Below are 17,515 nucleotides of genomic sequence, written 5' to 3'. Positions count from 1 at the left end.
CAGGAGGATTTTTTTCATATTTAACTTTAGTTCTATTTTTTTATGATTGTCTAAGGTATAAAAAAATCATACAAAAAACAGCTTTTTCAGTCTTGCTATAACGTTTGATCAAAATATTTCTCACTATGCTTTAACCATCTACCATCCATACCTATCACCCCTTAACTCTCTTCCTAACTAAACCTCCCTTCCTCTCCTCCCAATTCGGCTAAAATTCAGTGTCGGGAAGAGGGCATCGGAACCATTTGCGCCCTTCAGCGCAATTTGTTCCAGCCCGAAAACCGATCACTTAATTTTACTTTGACAACCTATTGACGTCTCAATTAAAAAATTCCCATTAAAATCACTTACTTTTGCATCTTATTTCTAATCACCGGGCTTTGAACCCGAGGCAGTATTAAATAAAATGAGTAAAAAAGGAAGAATATTAGTCGCCATGAGTGGCGGTGTCGACAGTTCAGTAGCCGCAGTAATGCTACACGAGCAAGGTTATGAAGTTATTGGGCTTACCATGAAAACATGGGACTATGCCACATCAGGCAGCAGCAGTAAGGAAACAGGTTGCTGCAGTTTGGATAGCATAAACGATGCCCGAACGCTTGCCGTAAACTATGGCTTCCCACATTACATCCTTGATATTCGCGACGAGTTTGGAGATTTTGTAATCGACAACTTTGTTGATGAATACCTTGCCGGCCGCACTCCAAACCCATGTGTATTGTGCAACACCCATATCAAATGGGAAGCACTATTAAAACGTGCCAACAAACTGGATTGCGAATTTATTGCAACCGGACATTACGCGAACATCCGACAACAAGATAGCGGTCGTTATGTAATCTCTAAAGGAAAAGACGAAAACAAAGACCAATCATATGTACTGTGGGGAGTTTCTCAGGAAAACCTTGCACGTACACAATTCCCTTTAGGTTCATTTGCCAAATCTGATATCAGACAAATGGCTTTAGATATGGGACAGGAAGAACTTGCTAAGAAAAGTGAAAGCTACGAAATCTGTTTTGTACCTGACAATGATTACCGTGCTTTCTTAAAACATAAAGTTGAAGATTTAGAAGACAGAGTTGCTGGTGGTAACTTCATCACTAAAGACGGAATGGTAGTTGGTCAGCATAAAGGCTACCCTTTTTACACCATTGGCCAACGTAAAGGACTTGGAATTGCGTTCGGCGAACCAATGTTTGTAACCCAAATCATGCCTGAAAGTAATACAGTAGTACTTGGAAGAGCCGAAGATCTGGAAAGAAACGAGGCCCTTGTACGCAACGTTAACCTGGTAAAATACGGAAGTATTTTAGAGCCAATGGATAACGTGGTTACTAAAATCCGATATAAAGATGCAGGTATGTTAAGCACTATTGTTCAGGAAAAAGACAAAATGCGCGTAGTATTTGATCATAATGTATCAGCAATTGCACCCGGCCAATCAGCAGTTTTCTATGAAGGAAACGATCTGTTAGGCGGCGGTTTCCTTTGTTAAAAGACATAAAGGTCGTCATCYCGAGGCAACGAGAGACCTCTTGACTACAAAGCAGCTACAAATTGCATAACCAAGAGATCTCTCCTATCGTCGAGATGACGATGCAGACCGTCATGATTCAGTACCTTAAATTTAATTTGTCAATTTAGCCGCTTTAGAGGCAAAATATTGTTCGAGATAAGATTTTACCTCAGCTTTTTTTACGCTATCATCAATAAAGCTATCAAGCGGTACCAAACCATTGTCATAAGCAAAAATAAACTGTGCATTATCTTCTGTATTAGCCGAAAGCCAGTTTGTAATATTCACTATTTGCCTATTATTTATAGTTTCGATTTTCAATTTGCTCATATCGCCGCCAGTAGAGCTAAAGTAGATCTGGGCCGAAGAATTTGCATTTAAGTTCCGTAAATTCACATCATCCAAACCGCCAGTTGGTAAACCAAATGTCCGTTTCACAGCATAACGTAATCCCTCCTTAATGATAGATTGTCTATTTTCCCCCTTAGCTTCTGCCTGATAAAAGACGTCTAATTTAGCACCCATTCTCACCCCTTTCAGAACATGAGTTCCATATTTATGAACAAGCTCCTGAGCACTTAATAAAGTAATATCTCTCTTAAAACCAGATGTTAAAGAATTATTTAAGGACTGCCAATCATGAAACTTGCATCTTTTAAAAATCCAGTAAAGGCAATAATGTCCATAAACATACTTTTTATCAGTAACAAAGGTTCCAGGGAATGTATTTTCTACGGTGTTTCCAAAGAGTCTCAAACCTTGAGTGTCTTGAAACGAATTGGAAAATCTTTCTGATAAATCTACTGCATTATCCGCTTCGATAGTTTTCCATGAACCCTCTCCGGCTCTATCTATGTTAATTTTAGAAAATTCAGCAGCAGTATAAGCTTCAACATCAACTACGCTTGCTCTTATAGAAGCCTGGTTATTGAACTTATCTGTAGCATCATATCCAAATCCTAAAAAATTATAGGTTTCAGATGGCTGATATAAGGGTTGAGTCTCTTCAGTTGCTCCGTTAACTACCAGTTCAATATCTGGTGATAATTTCTCTTCAATTATGATTTCTTCAGATTTTTTCTTGCACGAGGCAAACGTGACAACGACTACCATAAATAGAATTGCTTTTTTCATTTGGTTCAAATTTGTGTGTGTATTCTCGTCCTCAATTTTAACGCCATTTTTACAGAAAAAATTAAAAATAGCGTAAATATCAGTAAAAAAATAGATACACATTAAACTACCAGAGGAATATGATTTCTCTTTAGAAAAAAAACAGATCGTAAATATACAAATAGATGCTAAGCTTCCAATTTATTTGAAATCAGATAAGGTGAAGCCTTTTTTAACTTTTTACCTTTATATCTTTCAAAATAATAATCAACCCTACCCAGGTTAATACCAGCAAAACCAACCTGATTTATAGTAGTTATTGCCCCGCTTAAATTCTGCACATCTTCTGGCTGATCCATAAAAGTATGCGTATGCCCACCAATTATCAGGTCGATACTCTTATTGTTTTTCGCTAAAATCTGATCGGATACTTTATCAGTATTATACTTGTAACCCAAATGAGACAAGCAAATTACCAGATCACACTTAAAGTCATTCTTTAATACATCAGCTATTTCATTAGCCTTTGCAACTGGATCTAAGTAAACTGTATCACCATAGTTTTTACCTTCAACCAGACCATGCAATTCTATCCCAACTCCAAAAACACCGATCTTTAGTCCATCCTTCTTAAATACCTTATACGGAAGGATCGATTTATTTAGTATTGTATTAGAGAAGTCGTAATTACTGCTGAGAATAGGAAAGTTGGCATGAGGAAGTTGCTTATAAAACCCCTCCATACCATTGTCAAAATCATGGTTACCCATGGTTACCGCATCATAACCCATTGCGGTCATCAGCTTAATTTCAAGCTCACCGCCAAATTTGTTGAAGTATGGCGTACCTTGAAAAATATCACCGGCATCAAACAACAACACGTTTTTCTCTTCACTTCTTATCCTTTTGATCAGGGCCGATCGCCGGGCAGTACCACCCAAACCTTCATATTTAGATCCATCAATAGGAAAAGGTTCTACCCTGCTATGAACATCGTTAGTATGCAAAATGGTAAGCTTTGTTACCCCTCCTGCAGCCTCAGCTTCAAACGCATTTAAGTTTAAGGCCAGAGCCGCTGCAGCAATACCACCGGTTCTTAGAAAATCTCTGCGGTTAGTTTTTAGTAATTCTTCCATCTAATTTTGGATTAATTGTTTTGCCAGCGGCCTCAGCTTCTTTAACGTAATTCATCAGTGCATCGCGTACTTTAAGACCTATAACCTTTGTATCTGTCGCATTTTTAAAAGCAGGAACATTGTCGCCACCCCCACCAATATAATCAGATGTAAGTACTCGGTAGGTTTTGTTTACATCAAAAGGTTTACCGTTTACAAGTACATCTACAGGTTTCTTATCTACTATTTTTATTTGTAAACGGGCCACAGGCTGTCCGTTGGTAGAAGCAATAAAGTCCAGGATCTGTTTAACATCAGTACCTTTTAGTGTAAAAATCATGAGTTGATTTTCAAAAGGCATCAGCTCAAACACATTAGAAACAGTAACGTTGCCTTTAGGAAAATCTACCCTTAAACCTCCTTTTGTGGATGGCAATGCAAAATCAATATTCTGATCATATTTAAGGGCCTGTTCCAAAACAGCATCAGAAAAGAAATTGCTAAGCAAGCTTTCAGGTAAGGTGTCGCTGCTTTTTTTAGACATCTGCGCTGCAGAATGACCAATTACTTTATTCATTTCAGCCTCAAGTTGAACTTTATAGGGCAAATAGGTTTTTATAATAGAGCTGTCTACCGCAAGCTCCTTATTAACATTGTATTCTGCACGATTGGTCTTTACCAGTTTGTATCCTGATGAGCAGGAAGCCACTAAAAGGGCAACTGATAGCGCTAAATAATTCCGGAATGATTTGATATGATCCATACTTATTTTGGTACAAAAGTACGGCAAACATTAGAATATGGTGTAAAAATATAGTGATAATAGTGTTAAATAATACAGCCCGTATCATGGTTTAATACAGGCTGTGTTTATCTGATTCGTTTTACGCGTCTCTCGTCATCCTGAAATTATTTCAGGATCCCGGACATGACATTAAAAACCTGCTTAAACGAGATCCTGAAATAAATTCAGGATGACGAGGGGCAGATGATGGGTTCCTACCCTACAAATTCTTTGTAATCGCTTCATCTAAAGGTTTAACTTTAGAGCGGAAGCGGTGTACCAACTGACCTTTTTCATTAATCAGGAATTTTTCAAAGTTCCATTGAATATCACCTGTAAAATCAGGATTTTCCTGACTGGTTAAATATTTAAATAAAGGACTGATGTCATCTCCTTTAACACTGCTTTTTTCCGACAACAAGAAAGTAACATTATATTTTCCTGTACAAAATTCTTTGATTTCGCTATTTGTAGCCAATTCCTGACCGCCAAAATTGCCAGCCGGGAAACCTATTAAAACTACATTTTTACCATATTGTTTTTGTAGTTTTTCAAGATCTTCATACTGAGGCGTAAATCCGCACTTCGAAGCTGTATTTACAATAAGGATTTTTTTGCCCTTAAATTTCGAAAGCTTAATTTCCTTGCCATCAATGGTTTTAAAAGAAAAATCATAAACGCTTTTAGTTGGAGGCGTAAATAAAAGGCTTAACAGGATGAGTATTGTATTCATGGTTTTAAGTTTTTTTATACTCACGAAGTTAAGCACAAAAAAAATAGATAATTATATTATTTAAGTAAAATGTTTCAAACAGCTTTTATCTCGGTCGAATTAATTTAATGCCCTAAAAGCAGCATTCCGGCCATTGCTCATTATCAGGTAAAACAGGTCATTTTTAAATAAATTTGTTAGAAAAATTAGATCGGATTTTGAAATTAGGCTTATTTATAGCTTTATTTGCAGAAAAACGTTCTGAATGGCGAAGAATTTACTAATAGTTGAGTCACCTGCGAAAGCGAAAACCATTGAAGGGTATTTGGGCAAAGATTTCCTTGTTAAATCTAGTTACGGTCATATTCGTGACTTAATTAAAGGGGATATGGGGATTGATATCTCTAATAATTTTGCTCAGACCTATGAAGTTCCTTCTGATAAAAAGCAAGTTGTTGCCGAATTAAGAAAACTAGCTAAGGAAGCCGAAATGGTATGGCTAGCATCCGATGAGGACCGCGAGGGAGAAGCAATTTCATGGCACTTATTCGAAACTTTAGGACTTAAAGAAGCCAAAACAAAACGTATAGTTTTTCACGAAATCACTAAGCCTGCTATATTAAAGGCTATAGAAACTCCACGTACAATTGATTATAACCTTGTTCATGCACAACAAGCTCGTCGTGTGCTCGACAGATTGGTGGGTTTTGAACTTTCTCCGGTATTATGGAAAAAAATCAAGCCATCACTTTCTGCAGGTCGTGTACAATCGGTAGCGGTTCGTTTAATTGTAGACAGAGAACGAGAAGTAAATAAATTTAATGCTTCAGCAGCATTTAAAATAACAGCACAGTTTTCAACCGGAAAAGGTAAGGAAATTGTAAAAGCAGAACTACCTCAGCGTTTTGAGAAAGAATCAGATGCAGAACAGTTTTTAACAGACTGTATCAATGCTGGTTTTTCGGTTGATAGTTTGGAGACAAAACCTGCAAAGCGTAATCCTGCAGCTCCGTTTACCACTTCTACCTTGCAGCAGGAGGCTTCCCGCAAACTGGGTTACTCCGTTTCAAGAACAATGCAGATCGCTCAGAGGCTGTATGAAAGTGGACGCATTACTTATATGCGTACCGATTCAGTGAACTTATCGGAAACCGCATTACAAGCTGCTGCAAGTGAAATAAAATCTGCCTATGGCGATAAATATCATCACTTACGAGTATATAAAACTAAATCTGCAGGTGCACAAGAGGCTCACGAGGCCATCCGCCCTACTTATTTTAATCACCATACTGTACCAGGCGACAGCTCTGAACAACGTTTATATGAGTTGATTTGGAAACGCGCCATTGCTTCACAAATGAGTGAGGCTTTGTTTGAAAAAACAACAGCTCAGATCGGCATCAGCACTCGTAAAGAGAATTTGATTGCAGAGGGTGAGGTTTTGAAATTTGATGGTTTCTTAAAGGTTTATCTTGAATCAAGCGATGATGAGGATGTTGAAGATTCAGAAGGTAACAGCATGTTGCCACCATTGGTAAGAGGTCAGGAACTGACTTTAAAAGAGATGAATGCAACTGAGCGTTTCTCCAGACCACCGGCAAGATATACTGAGGCTAGTTTGGTTAAAAAACTGGAAGAGCTTGGTATCGGCAGACCATCTACTTATGCGCCAACTATTTCAACCATCCAAAACCGTGGTTATGTGGTTAAGGAAGATCGTGATGGCCGTCAGCGTTCATTTAGTTCTATTGTTTTAAACAATGGTTCTGTTAAAAAGCTAATTAAAACGGAAATAACAGGTGCCGAAAAAGGTAAATTATTCCCTACAGATATAGGCGAAGTTGTGAATGACTTCCTGGTTGAACATTTTAAAGGAATCGTAGATTTTAACTTTACTGCGAATGTAGAAAAGGAATTTGATGAGATTGCACAGGGTTTACAGGAATGGACAAAAATGCTTCACTCCTTCTATACTCCTTTTCATATTGAGGTTGAAACTACTTTAGAAACAGCCGACAGAGCTAATGGTGAACGTTTATTGGGTATTGATCCGGTAAGTGGTAAAAATGTATATGCTAAAGTTGGTAAATTTGGCCCGCTGGTTCAAATTGGTCAGAATGACGACGAAGAAAAACCTCGTTATGCGAGCTTATCTAAATCGCAATCTGTAGCAACTGTTACTTTAGAAAGTGCTCTGGAGCAATTTAAATTGCCTTTTCAGCTTGAAGATTATGAAGGTAAAGAGGTTTCTGTTGGTGTAGGTCGTTTTGGTCCRTATGTTAAATGGGGCGATGCTTACATCTCTGTTCCTAAAAATGAGGACCCTTTATCGATAGATAGAGATCGCGCAATAGAGATTATTGGCGAAAAAATTACTGCCGATGCTCCTGTTGCTCATTACCAGAGCTTACCAGTTACTAAAGGAAAAGGCAGATTCGGTCCGTTTATTAAATGGAATGATTTGTTTATCAATGTTCCTAAGGCTTATAATTTTGATAACCTTAAACAGTCGGACATTGAAGAACTGATTGGTAAAAAGTTAGAAAAAGAAGCAAATAGATTTATTCAGCAATGGGYTGAAGAAAAAATTGCGATAGAAAATGGCAGATGGGGCCCTTTTATCCGTTTCGGCAAAGAAATGCTTAAGCTGCGTAAAAACCCGGCTACTAATGATAAATATACTCAGGAGGAATTAGAAGTAGTTTCTTTAGATGAGGTTAAAAAATTGATAGTTGAGCAAGTGCCTAATGCTTTTGAACCTAAAACCAAGAAAGCTGCAGCAAAGAAAGCTGCAGCAAAGAAAACTGGTACCACTGCAAAGAAAACAGCAACTAAAGCACCTGCAAAAAAGAAAGCAGTAGCGAAGAAGTAGGTGTACGCCTGTCATAATTAATACACCCGTCATCTCGAACATCGTGAGAGATCTCTTGTTCAGATATAGTTCAAGAGATCTCTCACGATGTTCGAGATGACGATTTGCATAATTTAACATGAAAAAAGACCTTCCTGAAAATATAGTTGAAGATGTTGCAATGGCCGTAGTGCTAAAAAACGAAAGCCCGGAAGTAAAAAACTGGACCGTTTACCTGATCAATCTTAAAGATATCCCGCTTGACAACGTATTAATCAGCTCTAAGGGTTATGGAGAAAAAGACGGTAAAATGGTAAAAACATCGGTATTAAGACACTTCCTGGGCGATATTAAAGCGAAGTCTTTCGCCGGCGTAGAAGCTATTGATACCGAAGTATTTGGCTTAACAAATGAGTACTGGTTAAGCTATTACATCAACGGGGTCATCTACGATAAAAAGTTTATTTTCCTTCCAGAAAGTATTGTAGATGAAAACCTAATCCGTGTTCCCCTAGTTAATATGCCGGGCGTAATGATTAAATAGCCACCTGCAAGTATTCCCACAACATTTTTCTCTTGTGGATAACAATTATTTTCGTTTCCGATGATTTTTGTTGATTTTCGTACACATCTTATTATGAAATATCTGTGTTATGGAATCATCTCGCTCTTCCTTTTTCCAAAGGAATAAAAAACCCCTGGTTATTGGCATTACTGCTTTTCTGCTAGCTGGAATTGCATCTTTTTTTCTCTTTAAAAAAGAAAAGCCTAAGGACTACAACCAAAAATATTCTAAATATATAGAAGCTTACACTTCCGGAACCATCTCTAAAAAGAGTTTTATAAGGGTGCATCTGGCCAGTGAAGTAAAAACAATGAGTGATGTTGGCGTTGCCGACACCCGTGATTTGTTTAGCTTCTCTCCTTCTGTAAAAGGAAAAGCTTACTGGATCGATGCGCAAACAGTCGAATTCAGACCTGATGAGCCTTTAAAATCAGGCGAAACCTATGAGGCCAATCTCGATTTGAGCAAGGTTACTGAAACAGAAAAGGACCTTGAAGAATTTGAGTTCGGATTTAGAGTGATCAAACCCGGCATGAATTTAACTCAGGATGGGTTGGTGTCGCAAAACAACACTTCTCTTGATTATATGAAGCTTAAGGGAGAGATTACGACCTCCGATCAGGAAGACCCAAAGGCGATTGAAAAAGCATTAACACTAAATTTTCCGCAAACTTTAAAAGTTAAATGGCAGCATAATCCAGAGAAAAACACTTCTGCCTTTACCATAGATAGTATTAAAAAAGCTGGTCAGGATACAAAACTAACTTTAAAATGGTCTGGTGAGGCTATTAATGCCGACAGCAAAGGCGAACAAACCGTTGCTGTTCCTGCCAAAGGCGTATTTAAAGTACTGGACATGAAAGCAGTACAAGACCTCGAAGATTATGCCTTAGTACAGCTTTCTGAACCTGTAGGCGTAGCTCAGGATCTGGCCGGTTTAATCTCTTTAAGCGGTTTATCTGATTTAAGGTTTACCATCGATGGCAGTCAGGTAAAAGTTTACTCAGCCCTGGCTTTAGAAGGCAATTATTCTCTTACAGTAAATTCTGGCATCGAAAATATCAACGGAAAGAAACTTGGAGCAGGAAAAACTGCCAATATCGTTTTTGAGAACAAACTGCCTTCGGTGGTTATTGCAGGCAGTGGTACCATACTTCCAAATTCCGGTAAATTGGTGTTGCCTTTCGAAGCAACCAATTTAAAGGCGGTTGATGTTACGGTTATCAAGATCTATGAAAATAATATCCCTCAGTTCTTCCAAACCAACAGCTATAAAGATGGAGGTGAGATTCGTCGTGTTGGTAAACCTGTGATACAAAAAACAATTCGTTTAGATGAAGATAAAGCGCTTAATCTGCATAAAAAGAACCGTTTTACCTTAGATCTTGATAAGCTGATTAAAACTGAACCTGGTGCCATGTACCGCATAACCATCGGTTTCAGAAATGAGTACAATGTATTTAAATGTGCTGAAGTAACTAACGATGAAGAAACTTCTGATGAAGACGGCTATCGTGGTTATGGTGAAAAGATTGATGAGGACGATGAGTTCTGGGAGCGTTACAACAGTTATTATCCAAATAATTACAGATGGGAAGATCGTGACAATCCTTGTACCCCATCCTATTATACCAATGACAAATGGGCCAGCAGAAATGTAATGGCTTCGAATATTGGTCTTATTGCCAAACGTGGTAACGACAACAGTATGCTTGTTGTAACTACAGATCTGCTTACCGCTAAACCAATGAGCGGTGTTACTTTGGAGCTGTTAGATTACCAGCGTCAGATCATCCACACGGTTAAAACCGATGGCGATGGTATGGCTACCTTTGATCTGAAAAGAAAACCCTTCTTACTGATCGCTAAAAATGGCGATGAACGTGGCTATCTGAAAATGGATGATGGTAGTTCGCTTCCATTAAGTCGCTTTGATGTTGGCGGCGATGTGGTGCAGAACGGATTGAAAGGTTACATTTATGGAGAACGCGGCGTTTGGAGACCAGGCGATTCTATATTCGTATCCTTTATTCTTGAAGATAAATTAAAGAAACTTCCAGGCGGATATCCGGTCACTTTTGAATTATATAACCCTCAGGGACAATTAATTAAAAGAATCATCAATGGTAAACCATTAAATGGATTCTATGCTTTTAAAACGGCTACAGAAAATACTGCTCCTACCGGAAACTGGCTGGCCAAGGTAAAAGCAGGTGGTGCAGTTTTCAGCAAAACCATTAAGGTTGAAACCGTTATGCCTAACAGGCTAAAGATAAATTTCAATATCGGTAATGCTACCTATTTAGGTGTTGGCGGTGCATCATCAGCCACGCTTTCGGCAAACTGGTTATTTGGTTCTGTAGGCAAAAACCTTAAAGCCAAGGTTGATGTGAATCTGAATACCATGAAAACTACTTTTAAGGGTTTTGATGAGTATACTTTTGATAACCCTACAGTAGTGTTCCAATCGCAGGTAAAAACCATATTCGAAGGCACACTAAATGAGAATGGAACTGCCGTTGTAAATACCAGTTTAAATGAAAACAATACTGCTCCGGGCATGCTTAAGGCAAACTTTACCACTAAGGTATTTGAAGCAGGCGGTAATTTCAGTATCGATAACTTTAGTATCCCTTACCATGTTTACAACAACTATTACGGTATTAAAACCCCTGATGGTGAGAAATTAAGCGGAATGCTGGTAACCGACAAGGATCATAAAGTTAATATTGTGAATGTAGACAGGAACGGTAAACTGGTACAAGGTGGCAAAACTGTTGAGGTTGAGCTATACAAAGTACAGTGGCGTTGGTGGTGGGATCAGGACGACCAGAACTCCTATGCTAACTTTACCCAAAACTCTTATAATAAACTCGTTAAAAAAGAAAGCATCACTTTATCAAACGGTAAAGGAAGCTGGAATTTAAGAATAGATGAACCGGAATGGGGTCGTTATCTGATTCTGGTACGCGATGTAAATGGTGGCCATGTAACCGGCAAATCTGTATATGTTGACTGGCCGGGTTGGGCACAACGTGAACAGGCCAACAACCCTACCGAAGCCTCTATGCTATCATTTACTGCCAATAAAACCAAGTTCAATGTTGGCGAAGATGTGGTATTAACCATTCCATCAGGTAAAGGCGGCAGAGCATTAATCTCTATAGAAAATGGCAGCAGGGTATTAAAAACCTTCTGGACAGAAACTAAAGCCGGCCAAACACAATTTACCTTTAAGGCCGAAAAGAACATGGCGCCTAATGTGTTTGCCGTGGTTACTTTGCTTCAGCCACATGCCCAAACGGTAAATGATTTGCCAATAAGGATGTATGGAGCTATTCCATTGCYTATTGAAGATCCTGAAACGATCTTAAAACCGGTTATTAAAATGGCCGATAAGATTAAACCTGAAACAGAGAATAGCATTACTGTTGCGGAACAAAATGGCAAGGCCATGACCTATACAATAGCCATTGTAGATGAAGGTTTGCTTGACCTGACCAGATTTAAAACTCCTGATCCTCATAGTGCTTTTTATGCCCGAGAAGGCTTGGGTGTTAAAACATGGGATTTGTTCGATTATGTACTTGGTGCATGGGGCGGCAATCTGGAACGTATTTTAAGCATTGGTGGTGATGGCAGTGTAAACAGGAATTTGAATCCGGCAAAAGCCAACAGGTTTGTACCTGTGGTAAAATATCTTGGTCCTTTTGCATTGGGCAAAGGCGAAAGCAAAACCCATAAGTTTACGCTTCCGCAATATATTGGCGCGGTAAGAGCAATGGTGGTTGCCGGACAAGATGGTGCTTATGGCTTTGCAGAGAAATCTGTACAGGTTAAAAAACCTTTAATGCTGCTGGCTACTTTACCACGTGTTATTGGTCCGGGCGAAAGCTTTACTTTACCTACAACCGTATTTGCTACAGAAAATAACCTTAAAAACGTAACTGTTCAACTACAGGCACAGAATTTACAGGTAATTGGCAGTAAAACACAACAGCTTGGATTTAAACAACCAGGCGAACAGATGGCATATTTCGAAATCAAGGCTCCTGAGGTTACAGGTATTGCCAAGGTTAAGATCATTGCACAAAGCGGTACTGAGAAGGCTGTTTATGATGTAGAGATGGACATTCGTAATCCTAATCCGTTTGTTACCAATGTGGTATCGGCAGTAGTTGAACCGGGTGCCAATTGGTCGTTAAACTATGCGCCTATTGGTATGGCTGGTACAAATTCAGGGTCTATAGAGCTTTCGTCTATACCTCCTATCAATCTTAAAAAGCGCTTAAGTTACCTGATGCAATATCCGCATGGATGTGTAGAGCAAACTACTTCCGGTGTATTCCCTCAGTTATTCCTTAACCAATTAACTGCTTTAAATGAACAGCAAAAGGCAAATACAGAGCGAAACATAAAAGCGGGTATTAACAGGTTGAAAGGCTTCCAGACTACTGATGGTGGTTTAAGTTACTGGCCGGGCGAAGGTACGTCTGATGAGTGGGGAACCAATTATGCAGGGCATTTCCTTGTGGAATCGCAAAATGCAGGATATACCCTTCCAGTAGGAATGATTGATGAACTTGTTCGTTATTTAAAAACAAAAGCCAATAACTGGGCGCCAAATAGCAGTAATTTTTATGGTGGTGATCTTTCTCAATCGTACAGGTTATATGTGCTTGCATTGGCCAAGAGACCGGAGATAGCAGCAATGAACAGATTAAGGGCATTTGAATACCTTTCTGTATCTGCAAAATGGCGTTTGGCTGCCGCATATAAACTTGCCGGACAAGCAGATGCAGCCAATAAACTGATAAAAGATTTACCTACTGAAATAAAACCTTACAATCAGCTAGGCGGCACTTATGGTTCTGATTTAAGAGATGAGGCCACTATTGATGGTAAAAAAGGCAATGTAAATTCAAACCAGTACATTGTTAGCACGCCACTGGCATTTAAAGGCAATGTGGCTGTTACCAATACCAGCGACAGGGTGTTGTTTGCCCGTTTGATTTTACAGGGGCAACCTTCGGCCGGACAAAATAATTTTCAACCGAACAACCCTGATCTGTTAGACATGAGTATCAGCTATAAATTACTTAATGGCAAGGTGTTGGATCCTACTACTTTGAAACAAGGCACAGACTTTTATGCTGAAGTTGTGGTTAAAAATCCTGGTAAGAGTGGATATTATGAGCAAATGGCACTTACACAGATCTTCCCATCGGGATGGGAAATCATTAATACCCGCGTAAATGACAATGAAAGCATCATTGCTTCATCGCCATATACTTACAGGGATATTAGAGATGATCGTGTGTTTACTTATTTTAACCTGCGTGAGAACGAAACGGTTATTTATAAAGTGCTTTTAAATGCATCTTATATTGGTAGGTACTATTTATCGGCTGTTCAGTGCGAAGCAATGTATAACAACAGCATAAGTGCAACAGAAGCAGGAAAATGGGTGCAGGTTATTAAATAAGCAAGTGGGTAGGTATAAAGTAAGTGAGTAGTTGTAAATTAACCAAAACAGGACTTCCTGAAACCGGACTTCCGTCATCTCGACAAAGGAGAGATCTCTTGAATAGCAACAACAAGAGATCCTTCGCTGCGCTCTGGATGACGGATGTTGTTTTCCTCATTTTACTACTTATATTCCTATTTTCTTTGCCTTCAAARCTTTTTGTAAGCCCTACCTCATATGTTGTAGAAGCTTCAAATGGCGATTTATTAAGCGCTTCTATTGCTAAAGATGGGCAATGGCGTTTCCCTGTAGCCGACACCATACCAGAGAAATTTGCGCAATGTCTGGTCGCTTTTGAAKATAAACGTTTCTATTACCACCCCGGTGTAGATCCTATTGCTATGGCAAGAGCTATGCGCCAAAACTTTAAAGCCAAAAGTGTGGTAAGTGGCGGAAGCACAATAAGCATGCAGGTGATCAGGCTATCCAGACGCGAAAGCAGAACAGTTTGGCAAAAGCTAATAGAGGTTATCCTGGCTATCAGACTAGAAGCCAGCTATTCAAAAAAAGAAATTTTAAAGCTCTATGCCGGCAACGCCCCCTTTGGGAGTAACGTGGTTGGATTGGATGCTGCAGCATGGAGGTACTTCGGCCGCAGTGCCGAAAGTTTATCCTGGGGAGAGATGGCTACACTGGCTGTGCTACCAAACAGCCCGTCACTGGTACACCCTGGCAAAAACTCTCCCCGACTGATTAAAAAACGGAACGATCTGCTGGATAAATTAGCGGTATTAAAAATCATAGACCAATCAACCGCCAATCTATCTAAGCTGGAGCCTATTCCGGGCAAGCCACAACAACTGCCTCAAAACGCACCGCATTTACTTAACAGATTTAAGGCAGAGCGGTCGGCCTTAAAAACAGGATCTACAAGGATCACTTCTACACTTGATTATGATTTGCAACTACGGGTAAGCAGTTTGCTGAAGCGCTACAACAACCGATATCGGGCAAACGACATTAACAACATTGCAGCATTGGTTTTAGATGTAAAAAAAGGTACTGTACTTAGTTATGTTGGCAACATCTACCAACCGGAAAACACCGAACTGGAAAGTCATGTGGATATGATTAAGGCACCAAGGAGTCCGGGAAGTACATTAAAACCCATTCTGTACGCCAGTATGTTAAATGATGGCTTTATACTTCCTAAAACTTTAATAGCCGACATACCCACCCAAATAGGCGGCTACTCGCCCCAAAATTATGATATGGGCTACGATGGTGCCATACAAGCCGATAGAGCGCTGAGCCGCTCTCTAAACATCCCTGCGGTTAAAATGCTGCAGAACTATAAGTACCAAAGGTTTTATGATAAGCTTAAACAATTGGGCTTTACTACKCTAAACAAACCAGCCGATCATTATGGGCTTTCACTTATTCTTGGTGGCAGCGAGGTAACGATSTGGGACCTGGCAAGAACTTATATGGGAATGGCCAGAACGCTTAACCATTTTAATGATTATAAAGGCAGGTACAATCCGCATGATTACGATGAGCCTTTGTATGTGAACGAACAGCGGGATAAACGTTTTGATGAGTTTGAGACTGAAGTAAACTCAGCCATTGATCATGGTTCTATCTGGAATGCATTTAATGCTATGGAGGAGTTAATGAGGCCGGGCGAGGAAGGTTTATGGGAACAGTTTTCCTCTTCGCAGCGATTGGCATGGAAAACAGGTACCAGTTTCGGTTTCAGGGATGCCTGGGCAGTTGGACTTAATCCGAACTATGTAGTTTGCGTTTGGGTTGGCAATGCCGATGGCGAAGGCCGACCGGGCTTAACCGGTATAGATGCTGCTGCTCCTGTTATGTTTGATATTTTTAAGCAATTACCTGTTGTTAAATGGTTTAAAACCCCTACAAGTAAACTTAAGAAAATTGTGGTTTGCAAAGAAAGTGGCTATAAAGCTGGCGAATATTGCACTGATAAAGTGATACAGCTGGTTTCTCCGGCAGGTGAAAAAACAGGTCTTTGCCCCTACCATAAAATGGTCCATCTGGACCGTACAGGAACTTACAGGGTAACCGATGAATGCGAAGCGCCATCTGCCATGGTGCATAAATCGTGGTTTATTTTACCTCCGTCTATGGAATATTATTATAAGATCAAAAATAGTGATTATAAGGAGCTGCCTCCATTTAAACCTGGTTGCGGCGATGCCGGGAATAACTTTGTAATGGAAATGATCTATCCAAGAAACTACGCCACGGTTTATATTCCTGTTGAGTTTGATGGCACCAGAGGGAAAATTGTGTTAAATGCTACCCACAGAAACGCTAGCGCTAAGATTTACTGGCATATTGATAATGAGTATGTTGCCACAACCAAGAATTATCATCAGCTGGCTGTTAGTCCGGCGCCTGGCAAACATATTTTAACACTCGTTGATGAGAATGGCGAAAGGCTGGTACAGCATTTCACTGTGTTGGAAAAAGAAAAGGAAAAGAACTAATCTTCTCTTTTTACAAGCTGACGCTCGATGCCTCCTATGGTAATCAAATATTGCGCGATCATGTAAGTTGCCATAATCAACAATCCTGCAAGATCAAAGCCCTTAACAAACTTATTATAAGCAAGTGTTGAGTCAGAGATCAGGAAAAATATTGCGCCAAAAAGAATCAGGTTAAAGCTGATTTTATTTACCCTCATGTTTCTGAACGCTGCCATCATCATCATTAAACTGATCACAAAAGTATAAACCATAACCGGTAGTTTCATTGCGCCAAGCCCATGCCTGATGTAAACATAAAAACTGATACTGAACACAGCACAAAGCGCAATGGCGATCCTTGCTCCTTTTTTATCTAATTGGGGTGCAGACGAGAAATCAAGATAAAATGCGCGGATATAAAAGATATGGCAAAGTAAAAAAGCAATTAGTCCGTAGGTAAAAAAAGCTTCGTTTTTCCATACCAGCATAAGCAATACATCGCCTATAAGGCCAAAAACCAAGCCTGTAAACAAACGTTTATGAAAGCGACCTTTTAGTTTGGTACTTATTGCAAACATGATAAGTAAAGAGATAACGATGAGTGGTTTTGTAATGTATTTTAAAGCCGAAAGCTCGTAATACTCTGCCACAAGCTGCAGTATAAAAATCAGGGCAAATATGAGGTTAAACTTCAGGTACTTCTTGAGCATGGGTATTCAGTTTGTTAAGATTATAGAACCAGACTAATGAAACGATTTGTAAGCCCGCAAATATCACCTGGTACCCAATAGGGAAATTAAGCAGCAAAATTATTAAAATACCTGATAGGAGTCGGCAGTATTCAAAATAAATGAGCCATTTCTTTTCTTCGAGCAATGCACCGCAGGTTAATAG

General features: G+C 39.4%; 10 protein-coding genes and 1 pseudogene. 5 read left to right on the top strand and 6 right to left on the bottom strand.

Annotation, left to right across the window (positions count from 1 at the left end; all coding sequences use genetic code 11):
- Positions 1-406: 406 nt before the first annotated feature.
- On the top strand, positions 407-1,498 hold the full coding sequence (gene mnmA / locus AC1DG9_RS14480; RefSeq protein WP_172662986.1) for a tRNA 2-thiouridine(34) synthase MnmA: 1,092 nt from the start codon (positions 407-409) through the stop codon (positions 1,496-1,498).
- A gap of 132 nt (positions 1,499-1,630) precedes the next feature.
- Here mnmA and AC1DG9_RS14475 read toward each other — a convergent pair whose 3' ends face one another.
- The 4 genes from AC1DG9_RS14475 to AC1DG9_RS14460 form a co-directional block, all read right to left on the bottom strand.
- Positions 1,631-2,653: an MAC/perforin domain-containing protein gene (locus AC1DG9_RS14475; RefSeq protein ID WP_337716265.1), complete on the bottom strand. Its 1,023-nt coding sequence runs from the start codon at positions 2,651-2,653 to the stop codon at positions 1,631-1,633.
- 167 nt (positions 2,654-2,820) lie between these two features.
- On the bottom strand, positions 2,821-3,768 hold the full coding sequence (locus AC1DG9_RS14470) for a bifunctional metallophosphatase/5'-nucleotidase (protein WP_337716267.1): 948 nt from the start codon (positions 3,766-3,768) through the stop codon (positions 2,821-2,823).
- Positions 3,746-4,510, bottom strand: a complete 765-nt coding sequence (locus AC1DG9_RS14465; RefSeq protein WP_288879360.1) for a 5'-nucleotidase C-terminal domain-containing protein — start codon at positions 4,508-4,510, stop codon at positions 3,746-3,748. Before AC1DG9_RS14465 ends, AC1DG9_RS14470 begins: the two co-directional genes overlap by 23 nt.
- A 241-nt stretch (positions 4,511-4,751) precedes the next feature.
- Positions 4,752-5,264: a glutathione peroxidase gene (locus tag AC1DG9_RS14460; protein WP_288879361.1), complete on the bottom strand. Its 513-nt coding sequence runs from the start codon at positions 5,262-5,264 to the stop codon at positions 4,752-4,754.
- A gap of 244 nt (positions 5,265-5,508) precedes the next feature.
- On the opposite strand from AC1DG9_RS14460, the gene topA reads away from it, so the two are divergent.
- From topA to pbpC, 4 genes are all read left to right on the top strand, one after another.
- On the top strand, positions 5,509-8,115 hold the full coding sequence (gene topA, locus AC1DG9_RS14455) for a type I DNA topoisomerase (protein WP_477634788.1): 2,607 nt from the start codon (positions 5,509-5,511) through the stop codon (positions 8,113-8,115).
- Between the two features lie 118 nt (positions 8,116-8,233).
- Positions 8,234-8,638, top strand: coding sequence for a hypothetical protein (locus AC1DG9_RS14450; protein WP_172662992.1), 405 nt, complete (start codon positions 8,234-8,236; stop codon positions 8,636-8,638).
- A 109-nt stretch (positions 8,639-8,747) separates the two neighbouring features.
- Positions 8,748-14,144 carry an alpha-2-macroglobulin family protein gene (locus AC1DG9_RS14445; protein WP_477634787.1) on the top strand — a complete coding sequence of 1,799 codons (5,397 nt, stop codon included), beginning with the start codon at positions 8,748-8,750 and terminating at the stop codon, positions 14,142-14,144.
- Between the two features lie 23 nt (positions 14,145-14,167).
- Positions 14,168-16,642, top strand: coding sequence for a penicillin-binding protein 1C (gene pbpC / locus AC1DG9_RS14440; protein ID WP_477634786.1), 2,475 nt, complete (start codon positions 14,168-14,170; stop codon positions 16,640-16,642).
- Here pbpC and AC1DG9_RS14435 read toward each other — a convergent pair.
- Both AC1DG9_RS14435 and AC1DG9_RS14430 read right to left on the bottom strand, forming a co-directional pair.
- On the bottom strand, positions 16,639-17,331 hold the full coding sequence (locus AC1DG9_RS14435; protein ID WP_099438337.1) for a lysoplasmalogenase: 693 nt from the start codon (positions 17,329-17,331) through the stop codon (positions 16,639-16,641). The genes pbpC and AC1DG9_RS14435 overlap by 4 nt on opposite strands.
- A pseudogene (locus AC1DG9_RS14430) lies at positions 17,306-17,515 on the bottom strand (sterol desaturase family protein); the annotation flags it as partial. The gene AC1DG9_RS14435 and the pseudogene AC1DG9_RS14430, both read right to left, overlap by 26 nt.

Source organism: Pedobacter sp. 05L430 (assembly GCF_056397585.1).
The sequence above is the reverse complement of the archived record's forward strand: the minus strand, read 5'-3'. Positions and strand labels throughout refer to the sequence as shown.

What these genes read in the sequence shown, in the direction of transcription:
- AC1DG9_RS14460 (WP_288879361.1), bottom strand. Translation starts at nt 5,264, where the DNA reads ATGAATACAATACTCATCCTGTTAAGCCTTTTATTTACGCCTCCAACT.
- AC1DG9_RS14465 (WP_288879360.1), bottom strand. Translation starts at nt 4,510, where the DNA reads ATGGATCATATCAAATCATTCCGGAATTATTTAGCGCTATCAGTTGCC.
- AC1DG9_RS14435 (WP_099438337.1), bottom strand. Translation starts at nt 17,331, where the DNA reads ATGCTCAAGAAGTACCTGAAGTTTAACCTCATATTTGCCCTGATTTTT.
- mnmA (WP_172662986.1), top strand. Translation starts at nt 407, where the DNA reads ATGAGTAAAAAAGGAAGAATATTAGTCGCCATGAGTGGCGGTGTCGAC.
- AC1DG9_RS14450 (WP_172662992.1), top strand. Translation starts at nt 8,234, where the DNA reads ATGAAAAAAGACCTTCCTGAAAATATAGTTGAAGATGTTGCAATGGCC.
- AC1DG9_RS14475 (WP_337716265.1), bottom strand. Translation starts at nt 2,653, where the DNA reads ATGAAAAAAGCAATTCTATTTATGGTAGTCGTTGTCACGTTTGCCTCG.
- AC1DG9_RS14470 (WP_337716267.1), bottom strand. Translation starts at nt 3,768, where the DNA reads ATGGAAGAATTACTAAAAACTAACCGCAGAGATTTTCTAAGAACCGGT.